The organism is Tenacibaculum sp. XPcli2-G (genome assembly GCF_024124505.1).
GTDB classification, from domain to species: domain Bacteria; phylum Bacteroidota; class Bacteroidia; order Flavobacteriales; family Flavobacteriaceae; genus Polaribacter; species Polaribacter mesophilus.
The window spans coordinates 362,459-382,162 of sequence record NZ_JAMXSH010000003.1 but is presented as its reverse complement, the minus strand read 5'-3'; the positions used below and the strand labels follow the sequence as shown (position 1 = coordinate 382,162).

The 19,704-nt window shown below is 30.6% G+C and carries 22 protein-coding genes; 14 read left to right on the top strand and 8 right to left on the bottom strand.

Going from position 1 to position 19,704, the window contains the following annotated elements; translation table 11 throughout:
• The first annotated feature begins 88 nt into the window (after nt 1–88).
• Nucleotides 89–937, top strand: a complete 849-nt coding sequence (locus NH341_RS09545) for an outer membrane beta-barrel protein (protein WP_047788841.1) — start codon at nt 89–91, stop codon at nt 935–937.
• 72 nt (nt 938–1,009) lie between these two features.
• On the opposite strand, the gene NH341_RS09540 is transcribed toward NH341_RS09545, so the two are convergent.
• The 5 genes from NH341_RS09540 to NH341_RS09520 form a co-directional block, all read right to left on the bottom strand.
• Nucleotides 1,010–1,696, bottom strand: coding sequence for a hypothetical protein (locus NH341_RS09540; protein WP_253056622.1), 687 nt, complete (start codon nt 1,694–1,696; stop codon nt 1,010–1,012).
• On the bottom strand, nt 1,680–2,603 hold the full coding sequence (locus tag NH341_RS09535) for a RimK family alpha-L-glutamate ligase (RefSeq protein WP_253056620.1): 924 nt from the start codon (nt 2,601–2,603) through the stop codon (nt 1,680–1,682). The genes NH341_RS09540 and NH341_RS09535 overlap by 17 nt, the downstream gene beginning before the upstream one ends.
• 298 nt (nt 2,604–2,901) lie before the next feature.
• Entirely contained in the window at nt 2,902–3,093 is a 192-nt protein-coding gene (locus tag NH341_RS09530; protein WP_047788838.1) for a hypothetical protein, read from the bottom strand.
• 6 nt (nt 3,094–3,099) lie between these two features.
• Nucleotides 3,100–3,474, bottom strand: coding sequence for a hypothetical protein (locus NH341_RS09525; RefSeq protein ID WP_047788837.1), 375 nt, complete (start codon nt 3,472–3,474; stop codon nt 3,100–3,102).
• Nucleotides 3,475–3,512: 38 nt separating this feature from the next.
• Nucleotides 3,513–3,839 carry a roadblock/LC7 domain-containing protein gene (locus NH341_RS09520; protein WP_253056618.1) on the bottom strand — a complete coding sequence of 109 codons (327 nt, stop codon included), beginning with the start codon at nt 3,837–3,839 and terminating at the stop codon, nt 3,513–3,515.
• A 451-nt stretch (nt 3,840–4,290) separates the two neighbouring features.
• Between NH341_RS09520 and NH341_RS09515 the strand changes: the two genes are divergently transcribed.
• Nucleotides 4,291–4,947, top strand: a complete 657-nt coding sequence (locus NH341_RS09515) for a PAS domain-containing protein (RefSeq protein WP_073184064.1) — start codon at nt 4,291–4,293, stop codon at nt 4,945–4,947.
• Nucleotides 4,948–4,966: 19 nt separating this feature from the next.
• Here the strand turns inward: NH341_RS09515 and prmC are convergent, their stop codons facing one another.
• On the bottom strand, nt 4,967–5,815 hold the full coding sequence (gene prmC, locus NH341_RS09510) for a peptide chain release factor N(5)-glutamine methyltransferase (RefSeq protein ID WP_073184062.1): 849 nt from the start codon (nt 5,813–5,815) through the stop codon (nt 4,967–4,969).
• 1 nt (nt 5,816) lies between these two features.
• A complete protein-coding gene (locus tag NH341_RS09505; RefSeq protein ID WP_253056858.1) occupies nt 5,817–6,308 on the bottom strand; it encodes a GNAT family N-acetyltransferase in 492 nt (163 codons plus the stop codon).
• 52 nt (nt 6,309–6,360) lie between these two features.
• Here NH341_RS09505 and NH341_RS09500 point away from each other — a divergent pair, with 52 nt between their 5' ends.
• The 12 genes from NH341_RS09500 (at nt 6,361) to NH341_RS09445 (ending at nt 18,867) form a co-directional block, all read left to right on the top strand.
• The gene (locus NH341_RS09500) at nt 6,361–6,825 is read left to right on the top strand and encodes an LEA type 2 family protein (protein ID WP_159615544.1); all 465 of its coding nucleotides are present in this window, start codon (nt 6,361–6,363) and stop codon (nt 6,823–6,825) included.
• Between the two features lies 1 nt (nt 6,826).
• A complete protein-coding gene (ribD, locus tag NH341_RS09495) occupies nt 6,827–7,864 on the top strand; it encodes a bifunctional diaminohydroxyphosphoribosylaminopyrimidine deaminase/5-amino-6-(5-phosphoribosylamino)uracil reductase RibD (RefSeq protein ID WP_239179928.1) in 1,038 nt (345 codons plus the stop codon).
• Nucleotides 7,857–8,468 (top strand): HAD-IA family hydrolase, encoded by a 612-nt coding sequence (locus tag NH341_RS09490; RefSeq protein ID WP_253056616.1) that lies wholly within the window; start codon nt 7,857–7,859, stop codon nt 8,466–8,468. Before ribD ends, NH341_RS09490 begins: the two co-directional genes overlap by 8 nt.
• Nucleotides 8,465–9,328, top strand: coding sequence for an EamA family transporter (locus NH341_RS09485; protein ID WP_253056614.1), 864 nt, complete (start codon nt 8,465–8,467; stop codon nt 9,326–9,328). The genes NH341_RS09490 and NH341_RS09485 overlap by 4 nt, the downstream gene beginning before the upstream one ends.
• The gene (locus NH341_RS09480; protein WP_156167005.1) at nt 9,328–9,945 is read left to right on the top strand and encodes a YigZ family protein; all 618 of its coding nucleotides are present in this window, start codon (nt 9,328–9,330) and stop codon (nt 9,943–9,945) included. Before NH341_RS09485 ends, NH341_RS09480 begins: the two co-directional genes overlap by 1 nt.
• A gap of 33 nt (nt 9,946–9,978) precedes the next feature.
• Nucleotides 9,979–11,319 (top strand): hypothetical protein, encoded by a 1,341-nt coding sequence (locus NH341_RS09475; protein ID WP_253056612.1) that lies wholly within the window; start codon nt 9,979–9,981, stop codon nt 11,317–11,319.
• Nucleotides 11,320–11,506: 187 nt separating this feature from the next.
• Entirely contained in the window at nt 11,507–13,276 is a 1,770-nt protein-coding gene (rpsA, locus tag NH341_RS09470) for a 30S ribosomal protein S1 (protein WP_047788829.1), read from the top strand.
• 152 nt (nt 13,277–13,428) lie between these two features.
• Nucleotides 13,429–14,823 (top strand): phosphoglucosamine mutase, encoded by a 1,395-nt coding sequence (gene glmM, locus NH341_RS09465; RefSeq protein ID WP_253056610.1) that lies wholly within the window; start codon nt 13,429–13,431, stop codon nt 14,821–14,823.
• Nucleotides 14,824–14,854: 31 nt separating this feature from the next.
• Nucleotides 14,855–15,673: a hypothetical protein gene (locus NH341_RS09460; RefSeq protein WP_371875262.1), complete on the top strand. Its 819-nt coding sequence runs from the start codon at nt 14,855–14,857 to the stop codon at nt 15,671–15,673.
• 102 nt (nt 15,674–15,775) lie between these two features.
• The gene (locus NH341_RS09455; protein ID WP_253056608.1) at nt 15,776–17,242 is read left to right on the top strand and encodes an aminotransferase class V-fold PLP-dependent enzyme; all 1,467 of its coding nucleotides are present in this window, start codon (nt 15,776–15,778) and stop codon (nt 17,240–17,242) included.
• 7 nt (nt 17,243–17,249) lie between these two features.
• Complete coding sequence (locus NH341_RS09450) at nt 17,250–18,305, top strand: M14 family zinc carboxypeptidase (protein WP_253056606.1); 1,056 nt, start codon at nt 17,250–17,252, stop codon at nt 18,303–18,305.
• 82 nt (nt 18,306–18,387) lie between these two features.
• Nucleotides 18,388–18,867 carry an Lrp/AsnC family transcriptional regulator gene (locus NH341_RS09445; RefSeq protein WP_047788824.1) on the top strand — a complete coding sequence of 160 codons (480 nt, stop codon included), beginning with the start codon at nt 18,388–18,390 and terminating at the stop codon, nt 18,865–18,867.
• Nucleotides 18,868–19,006: 139 nt separating this feature from the next.
• Here the strand turns inward: NH341_RS09445 and NH341_RS09440 are convergent, their stop codons facing one another.
• Nucleotides 19,007–19,702 carry a pseudouridine synthase gene (locus NH341_RS09440; protein ID WP_253056604.1) on the bottom strand — a complete coding sequence of 232 codons (696 nt, stop codon included), beginning with the start codon at nt 19,700–19,702 and terminating at the stop codon, nt 19,007–19,009.
• Nucleotides 19,703–19,704 lie beyond the last annotated feature (2 nt).

Here is a 19,704-nt window from a genome sequence, read left to right as displayed (position 1 = left end):
ATTTAACAGTTATAAAGTTTTGTTAATCCTATATTTTCATTAGGTTTGTTTACTTAATTATCAATTTAAAGTTAACAAATAATTTATTATGAAAAAAAGTATTTTAATGCTTGCTATGATTTTAGCAACAATGAGTGTAAGTGCTCAGTTTTATGTTTCTGCAGCAGGAGGGTATTCAATTTCTAGTGCTGGTGTACGTTTTGGTACTGAAACTACTGCAGCTGGAGTAGAGAACACTTACGGTAGTTATGGTGAAGGACTACATACTCAATTAAGAGGAGGGTATTTTTTTAACGACACTTTTGGTGTTGAAGTTGGTGTTGGATACTTAAATGGAGCAGATCAAACTTCTCTTTTAGTTGATTTACCTACACAAGCTCAATATATAAACATTGAAGCTAGAGGTAAAGCTTATGGGGCATCTGCTTCGTTAGTTTATAAATTTACTAATAATATCTATGGACGTTTTGGGGCCTTGATTAAGGTAGGAGGAAAAACTGAATCTGATGGGAAAATAAGAATGGCATTGTCTCAAACAGAAATGCTTAATGTAGATTATACTCAAGATTACAAGGGCCGTTTGCCATTAGGTTTTATAGGTGCTGTTGGATATAAGTATGACTTAAGTGATAAAGTATCTCTTTTTGCAGAATTAGAATACATGGGAATTAGTGTTACTAGAGATACTTCAGAAATTACTGAATTTTCAGCAAATGTTAATGGAGAAGCAAGATCTATAGAGCAAGTAAAAGCTATTTTTGCTAATCACCCTAATGCTCAGTACAATCCTTTAGCTGCTGTATTTAACAAAAATATAGAGTATGTTGATGAGTTACCTTTTGGTGCAAATCCAGCTGGAGAAAAGCAATTATCTCAAAAAGTTCCTTATTCTTCTTTTGGGATTAATATTGGTGCTACTTTCTATTTCGGAAAATAATTCCTGTATTATATAAAATAAAAAGAGCAGCAAAATTGCTGCTCTTTTTATTGTTTGTAAGTTTCAATAATGTTAATTATATGCTTTTACATCTCCCATATCTAGAGTACCAACTGGCATTTCATGTTTTGTTGGTAGTATTGCTCCAGATTCAGTTGTGACCCAATCACTCCATGTGGCTTCCATTCCGCCTGTTGGGATTATAGAAACCCACATTTTATAACTGGTAGGCCTGCCGTTTTCGTCTAAAATCCATAGATAAGAATCTCCCGGAGTTGATCCTCCCGTGGTATAAGTAATCAATAAAGCGTCTTTACCTTCATATTGTACAATTCTTCGCTCAATTCCGTTTTCAAATACTTTATAAGGAGCTACTAACCAAAAACTATCATTGTTAAAGTAGTCTATTGCTTTTTGAAGTATTTCATTGTTCTTAACTTCTTTTTCATTTACTAAAACAACACTTTTTTCGGGGCTTTTTGTATGCAAGATTACTTTATTGGTATCCCACGATACTTCAACAATATTTTCTTGTTTGTCCCATTTATAAAAATGCTTTCCTCTAAAACTCCATTCAATAAAACGAGTATCTTTATAAGCTTCATAATTCAATGCTTCAAGCATTTTAGTGGCTAAAGCATCTGCTTTAGGTCCTTGTTTGCCTGTAGGAAGGCTTTCGTTGTTTTTAAAGTAAAAAACAGCTAATATAATAGCTCCAATTAGCAATAATATACCTAATGTTTTAAATAACTTCTTCATTTCTGTTTGTTAATGTTAATTGTTTAATTCCTTTAGCTAATTCATCTGCTGCTGCAGGGTTATTTCTAAACCAAAGTTCAGGCTCAATTAGCTCTAATTCAGCAATAGCTAATTTACCATTATTATCAGTAAAAACATCAACACGTGCATAAATAGGAGGTTCTATACAAGCTTTAACAGCATTTTCAGCAAATATAATTTCTTCTTTAGTAGGAGTGTAGTTATGAACTGAACCTCCGAAATCGTCTTGTACCCTGAAATCTCCTGGTTTTGCTATTTTTAAAATAGCATGTGTAAATTTACCGTTCATGACCATTAATGAAATTTCTCCTTTTTCAACTATATTATACTGAAAAGGTTGAATAATCATAGCTTCTTCTATAATTAACGAAGAGAAAATCTTTTCATATTCGTTTATATTTTCTAAATTGATTTTGTAAGTGTGTCTCGCAGCACCAGAAACACAAGGTTTCAAAACAAAATCTTTTAAATCATACTTTAGAGAAAGTTCTTTTAATGTAGACTGTGTTCCTTTTTCAATAAAATAGGATTCACAAATATGAACTCCGTTTTGTTGTAAGTCTTGTAAATAATGTTTATCAATATTCCAACGAATAATTTTTTCTGAATTTAATAGTATTGTTTGTTTACTTACAGTATTTAACCATTTTGAAAATTCAGGAAATCGATCAAAATAATCCCAAGTGGTTCTAAACAAAACATACTTTGTTGTAGACCAATCAAAAGTAGCATCATCCCATGAGAGACGAGCTACTTTTAAGCCTTGATTTTCAAGGGCTATTTTGACATAATTGTCTTCGTCTAATACATTTTGTGTATAGCTGTCAATATTTTGGGGGTTTACATATCTCTTATCAGTGAGAATAATAACATCGTATTTTTTCATAGATGCAATGTAGTGGTATTTTTAAAGTTGTAAAATGCTTATTTATACATTTTATAATATTTTATTACGTTATTTGGTGCTTTTACATCTTAATTCATAAGATAAAAAAGTTGTTTTTTTGTAGAGATACTTATAGAGAGTAGCTTTAGAAGAGAGGGGATGTAGTATTTACTATACTTATTAAATCTAGGTACTTGGTGAGTATATTAACAGAGGTAAATAGTTTAGAAGTTATAATAATAGAGATAATCTTGTTATTATTAATGTTTAAAAACAAAAAAAGCGCTTAAAGCGCTTTTTAAAACATATCTTTTACTAAATCGTTCATACTATCATATTCTTTGAATAAAAATCCAAAAAAGTCACTGCCTTTTTTCTTGTCAGATTTTAACTCTCCTTCAGAAAACCTATATTTTCTAAATTCTTTTATTTTTTTGTTAAGCTGTTTTTTTAAAGACTTATCAATAAGTAAATGATTTACGTTTTTCATAACTTTTTATAAAGCGTTATTTAGGTCTACTTTGTATTTATTTAATAAAGCTTTAGTTATTCCTAAGTTAGCGTCTTTAGAGTCTACAGCCAAATAAACAAAATAAGCACCACTAGGAGCAATGTTAATAATATGTATTTGACTAGATAAGGTTATGGTAATATCTTGAATTTCTTCATTTAAACCTAAAGCTTCAATAGCTTTTAATTTAGCTTTTACTACTTCTAAATTATAAGCTGAAGCTAAATTTGGGTCAAAGCTCTCATCTTTTGTAAATGAATCATAAGCTTCACCAGAACTAACATCGGTAACAGATACAGCAACAAACCCAGGAACATTACTTTTTAGGTTTTCGATAAAATCATTTAAAATTTCTTTCATTGTAAAAATGGTTGTTATAATAATTAATTAAAAAGTATTTATTGAAGGGCTATTTTTTTTAAGGTCAATTTAATCATAGCTAGTTTAGAAACATCATTAGTCAAAAGGCAAATAGTATGATTATCATATTTGTTGATAATAATAAGTCCGTCGTTTGATGTTAAAACTAATTGATTGAGACTTTTAGAGTTAAGAGTGTCTTGGAAAAATTCATCAGCCATGGTAAGAATAACATTAGCCATAGCTGCAATATTGTTTTCTTTAGAGATATTATAAAAATCAACCACGTGTCCTTCAGAGTCAAAAACAATTCCTTTATCTGCCTCTGATTCTTTTATTAACGTTTGTAAGTTTGCTTTCTCCATTTAAGTTTTTATAACTATTTTTTTGTTTTCCGTGTCTCTTCACTATACCTAAGACACTAATATTTTAAAAGGGTCACAAAAATAACATGTTATTTTCGTTTTTTTTTTTTTAAATTTTTTTTATGATTTTTTTAACAATTTTATAAGCGTAGAAAACAATTAGTTAACCAAAAACAAGTGTTAAGAGATGAATTGCTTTTTTTTAATAAAAAAATAATAAAATAATAACACTATAAAATAATAACACTTTTTAAAGTATGATATTTATCATATTTATAAAAAAAGATGCTTTTTATGTTTGTATCAAGCTGTGTTAAGGTTATCTGTGAAATTATTAAGATTACTTCTTTTCATAGTTGTGTATTTTTTTGATGCTCCCCCGCAATCTGTATAGTATTAAAACTTAAAAACAACGATTTATACCTTACAAACTCAAAAATCAATTAATAATATGACAACTAATAATTATCAAAAAAAATGGGATTCTCAAACAGGGGAGGGTCAAAAAAGAAAACCAAAATTACCAAAACCAGTACCTATTGATACTGAAATTAAATTAAATGATAATGCTATACTTTTAAGTATAACTGATACTAGAGGTGTTATTGAATATTGTAATGAAGATTTTGTAAATTCATGCGGATACGAAGTTCATGAGTTAGCAGGGTCGGGACATAACATTGTTAGACACCCAGATATGCCAAAAATTATATTTAAGCTAATGTGGCAAAGGCTAAAAGAAAAAAAGAATATGGTAGCCTTTGTTAAGAATTTAGCTAAATCAGGAAGGTATTATTGGGTTATGACAGACTTTATTGTTAAAGAAAATGAAAAAGGAGAAGTAACTCATTATAAAGGTATAAGAAAGGCTGCACCTAAAAAGGCTATAAATGAAATAACCCCCTTATACAAAAAGCTTTTAGAAATAGAAGGATTGAAAGATGTTGAGGCTTCTGAAAAGTTCTTAACTGGTTTTTTGGATGCAAAAAATACAGATTATGATACGTATGTAGAATATTTAATATCTGATTATAACGATTTAAATATGTTTATAAAAGATAATACAAAAAAAGGTTCGTTTTTTAAAAGATTTTTTGGTGTAAGTTAAACTCAATGAATAAGGGAAGTTATAAACTAGCTTTAATCATTCTATTATTACCAAATAAATCTTTTCTAAGTTCAACTTTAGTAAAACCTTTATCTTTTAACATTTCAACAGTCTCTTTACTTAGATATTGATTAATTTCAAAAAAAAGTAGTCCGGTTTTAGTTAAATTATTTTTAGCTAAATCGGCTATTTTTTTATAGAAAAGCAATGGATTGTCATTTTCTACAAACAAGGCTAAGTGTGGTTCGTTTTCTAGTACATTTTTTTTTATTTCATTTTTTTCTAATTCACGTACATAAGGAGGATTAGAAATAATAATATCAAACTTATTACTCAATTTCTTAGTTTTTAAAATGTCTTGATGTATGAATGATACTTCAACTTTATTTAAGATTGCATTTTTCTCTGCTACTTTTAAAGCTTCTTCAGAAATATCAATAGCGCTTACACTTGTTTTAGATACGTGCTTTTTTAAACTGATAGGAATACAGCCTGTTCCTGTTCCAATATCAAGAATAGACAAGAGTTCTTGTTTTTTATTTATTTCTTGAATAACCCATTCAACTAACTCTTCGGTTTCAGGACGTGGAATTAACGTGTTTTCATTCACCATAAAAGGAAATCCATAAAACTCTGTTTTACCTAATATATATTGAATAGGTTCTTCTTTTTTTAGTCGAAGTAGGGCTTCATTTAATAATGTTTTCTTGTTTGAAGGAATTTCAAAATTAGGTCGTAACGTGAGATCTATACGTTGTAAGTTTAAATATTCATCTATTAAAAAAAAGAAAAAAGTATCAATCTCCGTTTGTGGATAAACTGAAATCAATTGCTCAGAAAAGTATGTTTTATATTGTTTTAGTAGCATTTTATAAATCTTTTAGCATCCAAATATTACAAGAATAATGGCCTGTTTTTCCTAGTGGTTCTTCTAAATCTATAAAGCCATTTTTTCTATATAGTAATGTTGTAGTTTTCATATATGGCAAAGTTTCTAAATAACACTGTTTAAAACCTGCTTTTTTAGCTTTATTTAAACAGAAACCTATTAATTTACTACCAATACCTTTTCCTCTCGCTATTGGTAAGAAATACATTTTTTGAAGTTCACAAATACTCCCCTCAAAATTATCTAATTGAGCAAAACCAGCTCCTCCTACAACAACACCATTATGTTCTACAACAAAATATCCAGCCTTTTCTTTTTGGTAGGTCTCATACATTTCATCAGTAACCTTATCTTCATAAGCGGTTCCTACTTTTGGAGCTCCAAGCTCGATTAATACATCTCTGATAACCTTAGCTATTTGGGCATTATCTTGTGGTTTAATTTCTCTAATAATAAAATCAGATGGTGTCATAGGAATATAGTACTTTTGCAAGAGCAAAGTACCCAAAAAAACACGAGTTTTCATGAAGAAATTCATTTATTTTTTACCTTTTTTATTGCTAATTATTAGTTGTTCGGTAAAACAAAAACCGATTTTTTTAAAAGTTGATGATATAAAACTTTTATCCGTTTCTACAGACACGATTAGAGTTGGTGCCAATGCTTATTTTGAAAACCCTAACGATATAGGTGGTAAAATAGCTACTGATGAAATTAAAGTATTAATTGATGAAGTAGAAGTAGCACAGGTTTCTTCTGAAGAGTTTAAAGTTCCAGCTCGTAAAGAATTTTATATTCCACTAAAAGTGGTAATTCCTTCAAAACGAGTGTTTGAAAATAATAAAAACGGAATTTTAGGAGGTGTTTTAAACTCTTTAATAAACCAGCGTTTGAAAATTCATTTTAAAGGAGATTTAAAATATAAAGTTTTAGGTTTTTCACATGTATACCCTATTGATAAAGTAGAAAATATAGAAATTAAGTTCTAGTATTATGAATCATGAAGTCTACATATTACGCTGCTTAGAATTAGCTAAAAAAGGGATAGGAACTACAAGACCAAATCCATCCGTTGGAGCTGTAATCGTGCATAATAACAAAATAATAGGAGAGGGGTTTACATCTCCTTATGGAGGTCCTCATGCAGAAGTAAATGCTATAAACGCTGTTCAAAATCAAGAGTTACTCAAAGAAGCCACCATTTATGTTACGTTAGAACCATGTTCTCATCATGGAAAAACACCTCCTTGTGCAGATTTAATAATAGAGAAAGGAATACCTAACATTGTTATAGGATGTGTAGATACAAATAGTTTAGTAGCGGGTAAAGGTATAGAGCGACTTAAAAAAGCTGGTAGAAATGTAATTGTAGGTGTTTGTCAGAAAGATTGCATAGAACATCACAGACGTTTTTTTACCGTTCAAAATAAAAAACGTCCTTACATTATTTTAAAATGGGCTGAAACGAAAGACGGATTCATAGCTCCATTAAAAAAAGATGAGCAAAAACCAGTATGGATTTCCAACCAATATTCTCAACAGTTAGTCCATAAATGGCGTAGTGAAGAGCATGCTATTTTAGTTGGAACGAATACGGTAGTTGCAGACAATCCGTCACTGACAGCTCGTAATTGGAAAGGAAATAACCCTATAAGAATTGTTATTGATAAAAACTTACGAATTCCGTCAGAAGTAACTGTTTTTGATGGAAACGTACAAACAATAATTATAACAGAAGAAAAGAAAGAGGAAAATCAACATGTCATTTACGAACAAATCGATTTTTCTTTTCAAGTGGCGGAACAAATTTGTGAAGTGTTGCACAAACACCAAATACAGTCAGTGATAATTGAAGGTGGTGCTAAAACATTACAAACATTTATCGATGCAAATTTATGGGATGAAGCTAGAGTTTTTATTGGAGATGTAGTTTTTGGAGAAGGGGTGAAGCACCCAGTTTTTAGCACTAAGCTATCTTCTGAAGAAAAAATAGATAACGATATTTTAAGAATATATAGGAATGATTAAAAACATCATTTTTGATTTTGGTGATGTATTCATCAATTTAGACAAAGAAGCAACATATAAAGAATTAGCAAAATTAGGAGTTACTGAAATTTCTGACGAAATGATGCAACAATATTATCAGTATGAAATGGGATTGATATCTACTGATGAATTTGTGTCCTTTTTTCATGATAAATTCAATATTTCAAAAGAAGATTTAATCCGTTCGTGGAATGCTATTTTACGAGATTTTCCTAAACATCGTTTAGATTTCATAAAAGAACTTGCAGCAAGCAAACAATACCGATTGTTCCTACTAAGTAATACAAATGACTTGCACATTTCTTGGATTCAAAAAGATTGGGGAGAAGAGTTGTATGACGAGTTTAAAGGTTGTTTTGAACAGTTTTATTTATCGCACGAAGTTAATTTCAGGAAACCAAATACGGATATTTTTGAGTTTGTGTTACAAGAGAATAGTTTACAAGCTTCTGAAACCTTTTTTATAGATGATACCAAAGATAATACAGATACTGCACAACAATTAGGAATTCATGTGTGGAATAATTGTCCAAAAACAGAGGATGTAGTAGACTTACTAAAACGAAAAGAGTTTATAGCGTGATATACTTAATTTTTAGCATTCTTATCTCTAGTTTACTATTTGTTATTTTTAAACTTTTTGATGTTTGTAAGGTAAACACATTGCAAGCAATTGTTTTAAACTATGCTGTAGCATTATCTTTTGGTTTTGTTCATACAGAAGTTTCTATATCTGTCTCCGAAATACCAGGTCAACCTTGGTTTTTAGGGGCTTTTGTTTTAGGTTTTTTATTTATAGCTGTATTTAACGTAATGGGAATTACTGCTCAAAAAAACGGGCTCTCAGTAGCTTCAGTAGCAGGGAAAATGTCAGTAGTAATCCCTGTAGTAATTGGAATCTTTTTATATAATGAGAGTATAGGTTTAGTTAAAGTTGTAGGAATAATTTTAGCATTAATAGCAGTATATTTATCCTCAGCAAAAAGCGATACTTCACCTGTTAAATTTAAGAACTTATTGTTTCCTCTATTACTTTTTTTAGGTTCTGGAAGTATTGACACCTTATTAAAATATACGGAAACTACGTATGTTCCTAAAGAAGCCGTACCAATGTTTTTGTCAACTATTTTTGGATGTGCTTTGCTTTTTGGTTTTTTCTTCTTAATCGCTCAATTACTAAGTAAAAAAGGGAGTTTTGAATGGAAAACAGTACTTGGAGGTATCGCTTTAGGAGTTCCAAATTATTATTCCATGGAATTTCTGTTAAAAGCATTACAAACAAAAGGACTTGAAAGCTCTACAGTTTTTACCATAAATAATGTATCTATAGTAATTTTAACTACGGTATTTGCTCTTACATTTTTTAAAGAAAAATTGATCAAAAAGAATTGGATTGGTATTGGGCTTGCCATAATTAGTATTTTATTAGTAGTTTCGGCATAATGAATGAAGAAATAAAAGACACTTACAAAACGATTACAAAACCTTCTGAAGAAACCTTATTCAAAGACCGAAACAGTAAGTTTTTCGGGTACGCTTTTCCTGTTTTTTCAGAAGAAGATATTAAAGAACGTTTAGAAGAACTCCGTAAACAACATCATACTGCACGTCATCATTGTTATGCGTGGCAATTGGGAACAGAAAAGATTCGTTTTCGTGCTAATGATGATGGGGAGCCGAGTAATTCAGCAGGGCAACCAATTTATGGACAAATACAATCTTTTGATGTAACCAATATTTTAATTGTTTCTGTACGTTATTTTGGAGGAACCAAACTTGGAGTAGGAGGATTAATTAACGCCTATCGAACTTCAGCGCAATTAGCTTTAGAAGCCTCTGAAATTATTGAGAAAACCATAGATATTCATTATAAGTTAAAGTTCGGGTACGATATGATGAATAAAGTACAACGTATTATCAAAGAACGAAACCTAGATATTATTAATCAAAAATTAGAATTAGACTGCGAGTATACCATTTCAGTACGTAAAAAAGAAGCTGAAAGTATTTTTGAAGTTTTTAATAATTTATTTAAGGTGGAGATTAAATTAGTAGATTAAACACTAATAAAGGCTTTGAAAAAAATGAAGTTAATGAGAAAAAATATTATCATCCTCTTTTTAATGGTTTTACCCATTAAGAGCATAAAAGCTCAAAACTTTTTGTATAATACTGAACAGTTTGGTATACGAGGATCTATGTTAGGAGGTGCTATAACTGCTGGAGCAGATGATGAAAGTATGACTTTTTATAACCCTGCAGGAATACACAAAGTTCCTTCTCAAGTAAGTATATCTCTATTTCAGCCTGTAATTCGTAGCTTTGGTTTTAATAGCTTTTGGGGAGCAAGGGAAAGCAGCGAAATAAATACTAATTATGGGCTAAAACCTTCTCTTATATCTTTTAAATTTAATTTAAAAAATATTGAATTAGCATTTATTAAAATAAGTAAAAGCGAGTTAACAGATTTTTTTAATGCAAAAAGAGAAACCACAAACAGCAACCTTTTAAATACACAATACTTTGAATATGAATATAAAGGCGAAGATGATTGGTTTGGAGTCGGAACAAGTTTAAAATTAACACCAAATATTTACCTAGGTATTAGTCAGTTTCTAAGTATTTCTAACTTTGAATATAGAAATAAAGTATTTTTAGAAGAACTAAATACAGCTAATAACACTTCTAATAGCTACTTTAACTCTGAACAAACTAGCAGTTATGATAACACAGGTTTTATAACTAAAATAGGTTTTTTATACGATACTAATAAACACGACTTTGGTTTTACAATAACTACTCCAAAGTATTTGAGAATTTTAAAAGATGGATATTATACAGGAGAATTAACCAGAATAGATAGTGACCATAGTTTAGGCAGGCAAATTGTAGATAATGATATATCTCCAGAGATACGAACTCCTTGGGAGTTTTCTATCGGATATAGTTTTCTAGTAAATAAAAATAGTAAATTATGGTTAAGTACCAGTTATCACACTGGAATATCTGATTATAAAGTCGCAAATATAAAATCCGGAAACTCTGCTTTTTCCTGGGTCAATGGTAATAAATCAGTTATTAACTTTGGAGTAGGGTATTCACATCAAATAAGTCCAACATTAGAATTATCAGGAGGTTTTAGAACAAATAATTTAGCCTACGAAAACAAAAAGGTTTCATTAACAAAATTGAGAAACACTATTTTAGATGGAAATCAGATACACTTTGTAATTGGAACTAAATTTAAATTCAAAAGACACGACGTGCTTTTAGGGTTAGACTGGGGAACTATTTATGATACTCCAAACAAAACTAGCTTTGAATATTTACAAGATATTGCTGAATTATCTCCAAACTTGAATGGGTTGACCAAACAAAATATAACTATTCTATTAACATATAGGTTTATTATAGATGAACTAATAAAGCTATAATATATCTTAACTTACTTAAGCTCAAAACATTTTAGGTTACTTCAATAATTATTCGTAAATTTGCAGGCCTTTTTACGAGTACAGATTTAAAAAGGATAGAAAATAACATTTATTAAGTTTAATTTCTCTTGGCGTTAGTATCGTTAAAAATCTGGTTAACAAAAAGATACAAATATTTATTTCAGACATGTCTGAAGAAACAAAAAACACAGCAGAAGCTGTAAACCCAGCAGAATTTTTAGCAACCTTTAACTGGCACAAATACGAAGAAGGTATTGATGAAGTTGATGAGTCTAAATTAAAAGAATTTGAAAAAGCCTTAGAAGGTACTGTAGGGTTCGTAAACGAGCGCGATGTTATCGAAGGTGAAGTAGTACGTATTACTGATCGTGATGCTATTATCGACATTAACTCTAAATCTGAAGGTGTAATTTCGTTAAACGAATTCCGTTACAACCCAAATTTAGCTGTTGGAGACAAAGTAGAAGTATTAGTTGACAAAAGAGAAGACTCTTCAGGTCAATTAGTATTATCTCACAAAAAAGCACGTGTAATCAAAGCTTGGGATCGTGTTAACAATGCACACGAAACTGGTGAAATCGTTAATGGTTTTGTTAAGTGTAGAACTCGTGGAGGTATGATCGTTGATGTATTTGGTATTGAAGCATTCTTACCAGGTTCTCAAATTGATGTGAAGCCTATCCGTGACTACGATCAATATGTAGAAAAAACTATGGAATTCAAAGTTGTGAAAATCAACCACGAATTTAAAAACGTAGTAGTATCTCATAAAGCATTAATCGAAGCTGATTTAGAAGATCAAAAACGTGAAATTATCGGTCAATTAGAAAAAGGACAAGTACTAGAAGGTGTTGTTAAAAACATTACTTCTTATGGTGTATTTGTTGACTTAGGAGGTGTTGACGGATTAATTCATATTACTGATTTATCTTGGTCTCGTATCAACCACCCGAACGAAGTTGTTGAGTTAGATCAAAAATTAAACGTTGTAATCTTAGACTTTGATGATAACAAGTCAAGAATTCAATTAGGATTAAAACAATTATCTGCTCACCCATGGGAAGCTTTAAATGCTGACTTAAAAGTTGGTGATAAAGTAAAAGGTAAAGTAGTTGTTTTAGCTGATTATGGTGCATTTGTAGAGGTTGAAGAAGGAGTAGAAGGATTAATCCACGTATCTGAAATGTCATGGTCAACTCACTTACGTTCTGCACAAGATTTCGTAAAAGTTGGTGATGAAGTAGAAGCTCAAATCTTAACATTAGACCGCGAAGAGCGTAAAATGTCTTTAGGTATGAAGCAATTACACCCAGATCCATGGACAGATATTACTACTAAATACCCAGTAGGTTCTAAACACACTGGTACTGTACGTAACTACACTAACTTTGGTGTATTCGTAGAGTTAGAAGAAGGTATTGATGGATTAGTATATATATCTGATTTATCTTGGACTAAGAAAATTAAGCACCCATCAGATTTCGTAACTGTAGGTGATCAATTAGAAGTTCAAGTATTAGAATTAGACGTAGAGAACCGTAAATTAAACTTAGGTCACAAGCAAACTCAAGATAACCCTTGGGATGCTCATGAATCTACTTATACAATCGGATCTATCCACGAAGGTACTATCAAAGAGAAAAATGATAAAGGTGCAACTGTAGTATTTGCTGATGGTGTTGAAGCTTTCGCTCCAACTCGTTTCTTAGAAAAAGAAGACGGAGGTAAATTAGCTAAAGGTGATGAAACTAAGTTCCAAGTAACTGAGTTTAGTAAAGAATACCGTAGAATTGTTGTTTCTCATACTTCTATCTTTAGAGAAGAAGAACAAAAGAACATCAAAGCTGCTGCAGCTAAAGCTCAAGAAGTAGAAAAAACTACTTTAGGAGATATCGGTGGATTAGCTGAATTAAAGAAGAAAATGGAAGGAAAATAATCCGAACAATTTCTTAAATGTATAAACCGTTAAGCTGTAAAGTTTAACGGTTTTTTTAGTTCCTTATGTAACAAATGTTACAGTTAAAGCTTACTCTTTTTAAAGGATACTTTCTTAAATAGCTTTATATTTGCTCATCAATTAAAATTAATATGACACTTATTAAATCGATATCAGGTATTAGAGGTACCATAGGCGGAAATACAGGTGACAACTTAACACCTATAGATGCTGTAAAATTTGCAGCAGCTTACGGTACGTTTATAAAAAAGAAAAACTCCGAAAAAGAAAAAATTACCATTGTAATAGGTAGAGATGCCCGTATTTCGGGTAAAATGATAAGTAACTTAGTCGCAAATACACTAGTCGGTTTAGGAATTGATGTAATCGATTTAGGTTTATCTACAACACCAACTGTTGAAGTTGCTGTCCCTTTAGAAAAGGCAGATGGAGGTATTATCTTAACTGCTTCACACAATCCAAAACAATGGAATGCTTTAAAATTATTGAATGAAAAAGGAGAGTTTTTAAATGGTGAAGATGGAGCAGACATTTTAAAGATTGCTGAAAATGATACAACAATTGAGTTTGCTGAAGTTGACGATTTAGGAGCGTATAGAAAAAAGAAGAACTACATAAAGAAGCATATTAAAGAAGTTTTAAAACTAGATTTAGTAGATAAGAAAGCCATCAAAAAAGCGAAATTTAAAGTTGTTGTTGATGGTGTAAACTCTACTGGAGGTATTGCTATTCCTGCTTTACTAAAAGAATTAGGAGTAAAATGTGTAGAATTATATTGTGAACCCAACGGACATTTTCCACACAATCCAGAACCTTTGAAAGAACACTTAACGGATATTTCTGAATTAGTAGTCAAGGAAAAAGCAGATTTAGGTATTGTAGTTGATCCTGATGTAGACCGTTTAGCGCTAATTTCTGAAGATGGTTCTATGTTTGGAGAAGAATACACTTTAGTAGCTTGTGCCGATTATATTTTAGGTCAATTAGGAGGTGGTAACACTGTTTCTAACCTATCATCCTCAAGAGCTTTACGAGATGTTACTGAAAAACATGGAGGAACATACACGGCAAGCGCAGTAGGAGAGGTGAACGTAGTACAAATGATGAAGGATACCAATACTGTAATTGGAGGAGAAGGTAACGGAGGAATTATCTATCCAGAATCTCATTATGGACGTGATTCGTTGGTAGGAGTTGCGTTATTCTTATCACATTTGGCTCATAAAAAAATATCTTGTAAAGCCTTAAGAGATTCATATCCTAGCTACTTTATGAGCAAAAATAAAATCCAGTTAACACCACAAATTGATGTTGATAAGATTTTAGAAGCCATGGCTAACAATTACAAAAATGAAGATGTAAACACTATTGATGGTGTAAAAATTGATTTTGCTAACGAGTGGGTACACCTACGTAAGTCGAATACCGAGCCAATCATCAGAATTTATACAGAAAGTACTAGCCAAGACAATGCAGATGCTTTAGCCAAAAGATTTATCACTGAAATACAACAAATAATACAATAGTTCTTTGAAATTAAAAATAGTAAGTTTATTAATGCTGATGGTTTCAGCATCAATAATGGCGCAGGAGAAAAACGAAGAAATCGTTCAAAAGAAAAAAGTAACTAACAAAGGAAAATTCTTCGTTTATTGGGGATGGAACTGGGCTAGTTATTCTAATTCAGATATTCGTTTTAAAGGAGCTAATTACGATTTTACATTACAAAATGTAAAAGCTCAAGATAGACAGACTAAGTTTTCATTTAATGATTATTTTAATCCAGGGAGAGTAACGATCCCTCAAACAAATTATAGAATAGGATATTTCTTTAAAGAAAACTATACTATTTCTATTGGAGTAGATCATATGAAATATGTAATGATGGCTGATCAAGATGTAAAAATTAATGGAAATATTAATATAGGAAACGCGAAGTATGATGGAACATATAATAACGAAACTATCAATTTAGCAGCAGATTTTTTACGTTTTGAACACACTGACGGTTTAAATTATGTAAATGTAGAAGTAAAACGTTTTGATGATGTGAGTCACTGGTTTGGTTTAAACTTAGAAAACTTACAAATTAATTTAACAGAAGGAGTGGGGCTTGGTATTTTATACCCAAGAACCAACACAACCCTTTTAGGCATGGAGCGTCACGATGATTTTCATTTATCAGGATACGGAGCTTCTATTGGAGGTGGTTTAAATATAACATTCTTAAAACACTTTTTTGTACAAGCGGATTTAAAAGGAGGTTATATTTATATGCCAGATGTTAGAACAACTAAAAGCCCTATAGATACAGCATCACAAAGTTTTTACTTTTTTGAAAATACCATTTTACTAGGAGGTAAATTTAGACTTTAATAACAAAGTATTATAAATACGTTAATATTATAACTATTTTAGGCAAACAAATAATATACTGCTAATTTTACGCTACCTAACAAACAACTAGAGATTTCAACTATGGATTTAGAACAGTATTTTGATAAGTTTAGAAAAAATATTGTAGGTATAGATCAGACTTTTCAAACACCTTACGGTGAAAAGAAAATGATTTATACAGATTGGACTGCAAGTGGAAGATTATATCGACCTATAGAAGAACAACTTTTAAATAAATTTGGACCTTTTGTAGCCAATACTCATACAGAAACTTCTACATCAGGAGCTGCTATGACTTTAGCCTATCACGAAGCACGAAATATTATTAAACGCCACGTAAACGCTTCTTCCAATGATGTTTTAATTACGGAAGGTTCTGGTATGACGGGAGTAGTGAATAAATTTCAACGTATTTTAGGACTAAAAATAAATGAAAATTTAAAAGAAAACACACAGGTTCCAGATGAAAAAAGACCTATTGTCTTTGTAAGTCATATGGAGCATCACTCAAACCAAACATCTTGGATTGAAACTATAGCAGATGTAGAGGTTGTTCCTTGTAATGATGAAGGTTTAGTGTGTTTAGATAAGTTTGAAGAAACTATAAAAAAATACTTAGATAGACCTATTAAAATAGCCTCTATAGTAGCAGGATCAAATGTAACAGGAATAAAAACAGACTATCATAAAGTAGCTTCATTAATTCATAAATATGGAGGTTTGTGCTTTGTTGATTTTGCCTGTTCTGCACCTTATGTAGATATAAATATGCATCCAGAAAAAGAAGATGAATATTTAGATGCTATTTTCTTTTCTCCACATAAGTTTTTAGGAGGTCCAGGAAGTTCTGGGGTGTTGATTTTTAATAAAAAACTGTATAAAAATATGGTTCCTGATAATCCTGGAGGAGGAACGGTTAGTTATACAAATCCTTGGGGGCAACATGATTATTTTGATGATGTAGAAACGCGTGAAGATGGAGGGACACCAGCTTTTTTACAAACTATAAAAATAGCTTTATGTATTCAAGTAAAAGATCAAATGGGTACTGATAAAATAAAGGAACGTGAAGATGAAATCAACCCAATTATCTTTAACTGTTTAGAAAATTTGGAAGGAGTTAAAATATTAGCTCCAGATCATAAAGATCGTTTGAGTGTTTTTTCTTTCTACTTTGAAAAATATCACTTTAACCTTGTTGTAAAATTACTAAACGACCGATTTGGAATTCAAACTAGAGGTGGATGTTCGTGTGCAGGAACTTATGGACATTTCTTATTAAATGTAGACCAAATAAGATCAAATGAAATAAAAGGTCAAATATTAGAAGGTTGTAATACAGAAAAACCAGGTTGGGTACGTTTATCAGTACATCCAACAATTACAAATGAAGAAGTACAATTTATTTGTGAATCGTTACAAACGTTAGCCGAAAATATTGAAGAATGGTCTAAAGACTATGAGTACGACATTGCTAAAAATGATTATGTACATAAAACCATTGAACCAATTGAAAAACAACTGGTAACTGATTGGTTTTCGTTATAATTATGATATGACACACTTAAAAAGCTCTTTTTTAGAAGATAATTATTCAAAAATTAAAGAAGACTCTATATCTGGAAGGTGGATAACACTAACAGATATCGAGCCTTTATATTTAAGCTTACAAAACTCAGAAATTCAAACAAAAATTATTGGAGAGTCTGAAGAAGGAAGGGCCATTTATAAATTAAAATTGGGAAAAGGCAAAAAAAGAATTCTTATTTGGAGTCAAATGCACGGTAACGAAAGTACTGGAACCAAAGCTGTATTCGATTTTTTAAACTTCTTACAACGCTTTCCTACTCACCAAATAACAAAATCTATTATAGATAATTGTAGTATTACCATTGTTCCTATGCTAAATCCAGATGGAGCACAAGCATATACACGTGTTAATGCTAACAATGTAGACTTAAACAGAGATGCTGTTGAGTTAGAAGCCAAAGAAAGTAAACTTTTACGTAGTGTTTTAGAAGAGGTAAATCCTCAATTTTGCTTCAATTTACATGATCAAAGAACTATTTTTGGTGTTGAAGGAACTAAAAACCCAGCAACAATATCGTTTTTGGCCCCTTCAGAAGAAGAAAAAAGAACAATTACAGAAGGGAGAAAAGAAACAATGAATGTAATTGTTGCTATGAATGATTTGTTACAAGAAATCATACCCAATCATGTTGGTCGTTATACAGATGAATTTTACCCTACAGCAACAGGAGACAATTTTCAAAAGTTAGGACATAATACAATACTAATTGAAGCAGGACATTTTGCAGGTGATTACGAAAGGGAAGAGGTTAGAAAATTCAATTTTTATGCGCTTTTACAGGGGATTTATCATATTTCTTTAACAAATAATTTTAAAGAGTTTAAAAAATATTTAGCTATCCCTAACAATATCAAGAACTTCTACGATGTGATTTATCGATCAAAAAATAATGAAAAAGATGTTGCATATCAGTATGTAGAAACTATAGAAAATGATAAATTTGCACTCGTTTTAACAAAGGAAAAAGAAGGTAACTTATCTATGTATTTAGCTTACAAAGAATTCATAAAAAACAGTTAAAAATTCTACTTTCTTTAAATAAAACTTATTTTTTTTAGAAAAAAACCATATTTTAGCAATATTACTTGAAGAAAACAAAAAAATGAAGAAGTTCATACTAGATGAAATCGATCATCAAATTTTAGACATTTTAATTGAAAATGCTCGTACACCATTTACAGACATTGCAAAAAAGCTGTTAGTATCTGCAGGTACTATACATGTACGCGTAAAAAAAATGGAAGACGAAGGAATTATTCAAGGATCTACTTTAACCTTGAATTATGAAAAAATGGGGTATTCATTTATTGCTCACGTTGGAATTTTTTTAGAGAAGACATCTATGACACAACATGTTTTAGACAATTTAAGATTGATTCCTAATGTAACTGTAGCCTACGTAACTGCAGGAAAATATAATATTTTCTGTAAAGTACGTGCTAAAAACACTAACGATGCAAAAGACATTATTTACAGAATAGATGATATTCATGGCGTTAATAGAACTGAAACAATGATTGCTCTTGAAGAAAGCATCAATGATAAAAAGCGTTTAATGCACGCAATTTTTAAAGATATTTAAAAAAACTATTTTTAAAAAAGTTAAAAGGGTAGCATAATTATGCTACCCTTTTTTATTGTTTTCAATAAATTAACTGTTTCTATTCAAATAAAAACAGTATTTAATTTATAAAAAAGAGTAGAGTATAAGGAGACTGTTATTATAAACTCCAATTAAACTTTTCATAAACTACATACCAATCTTTAGGGAAATCAGCTTTAATTAATAATTTTTTATTCGAATATGGATGAATGAACTCTAAAGAATAAGCGTGTAAAAAAAGGTTTTCACAATCAAAATTATCAATAAACATTGTATTGTGATTTTTATCACCGTATTTAGGATCTCCAATTATAGGATGACTAATTTTGTTCATATGGATTCGTAACTGGTGTAATCTACCTGTTTTAGGGGCTAACTTTACCAAACTATACCTAGATGTGTCATAAGGTTTTACAGGAATATTTACTGTAACCGTTTTTATAGTACTTAAATGTGTTTCTGCATCTTTATGCACGTTGGCGTCTCTTCCTTTTACTGGAGAATCTATAATTTTAGTTTCAGGAGCATGACCTCTAACAACTCCATAATACGTTTTTTGTATTTCATTATTAGTAAACAGTTCTTGAAACTTAGCTACAAACTTTGTTTCCTTAGAAAGTAATATAATTCCAGACGTTTTTCTATCAAGACGATGAATTGGATACATTTTTTGATTGAATTGCTGTTGAATTATTTGTAACAAAGAATCTTCATCAGCAACATTTCTAGAATGATGCGCGTGATGTACAACAACATTATTAGGTTTTGATACGCACAACACATATTCATCTTCATAAATAACATCTAGCTTCATTA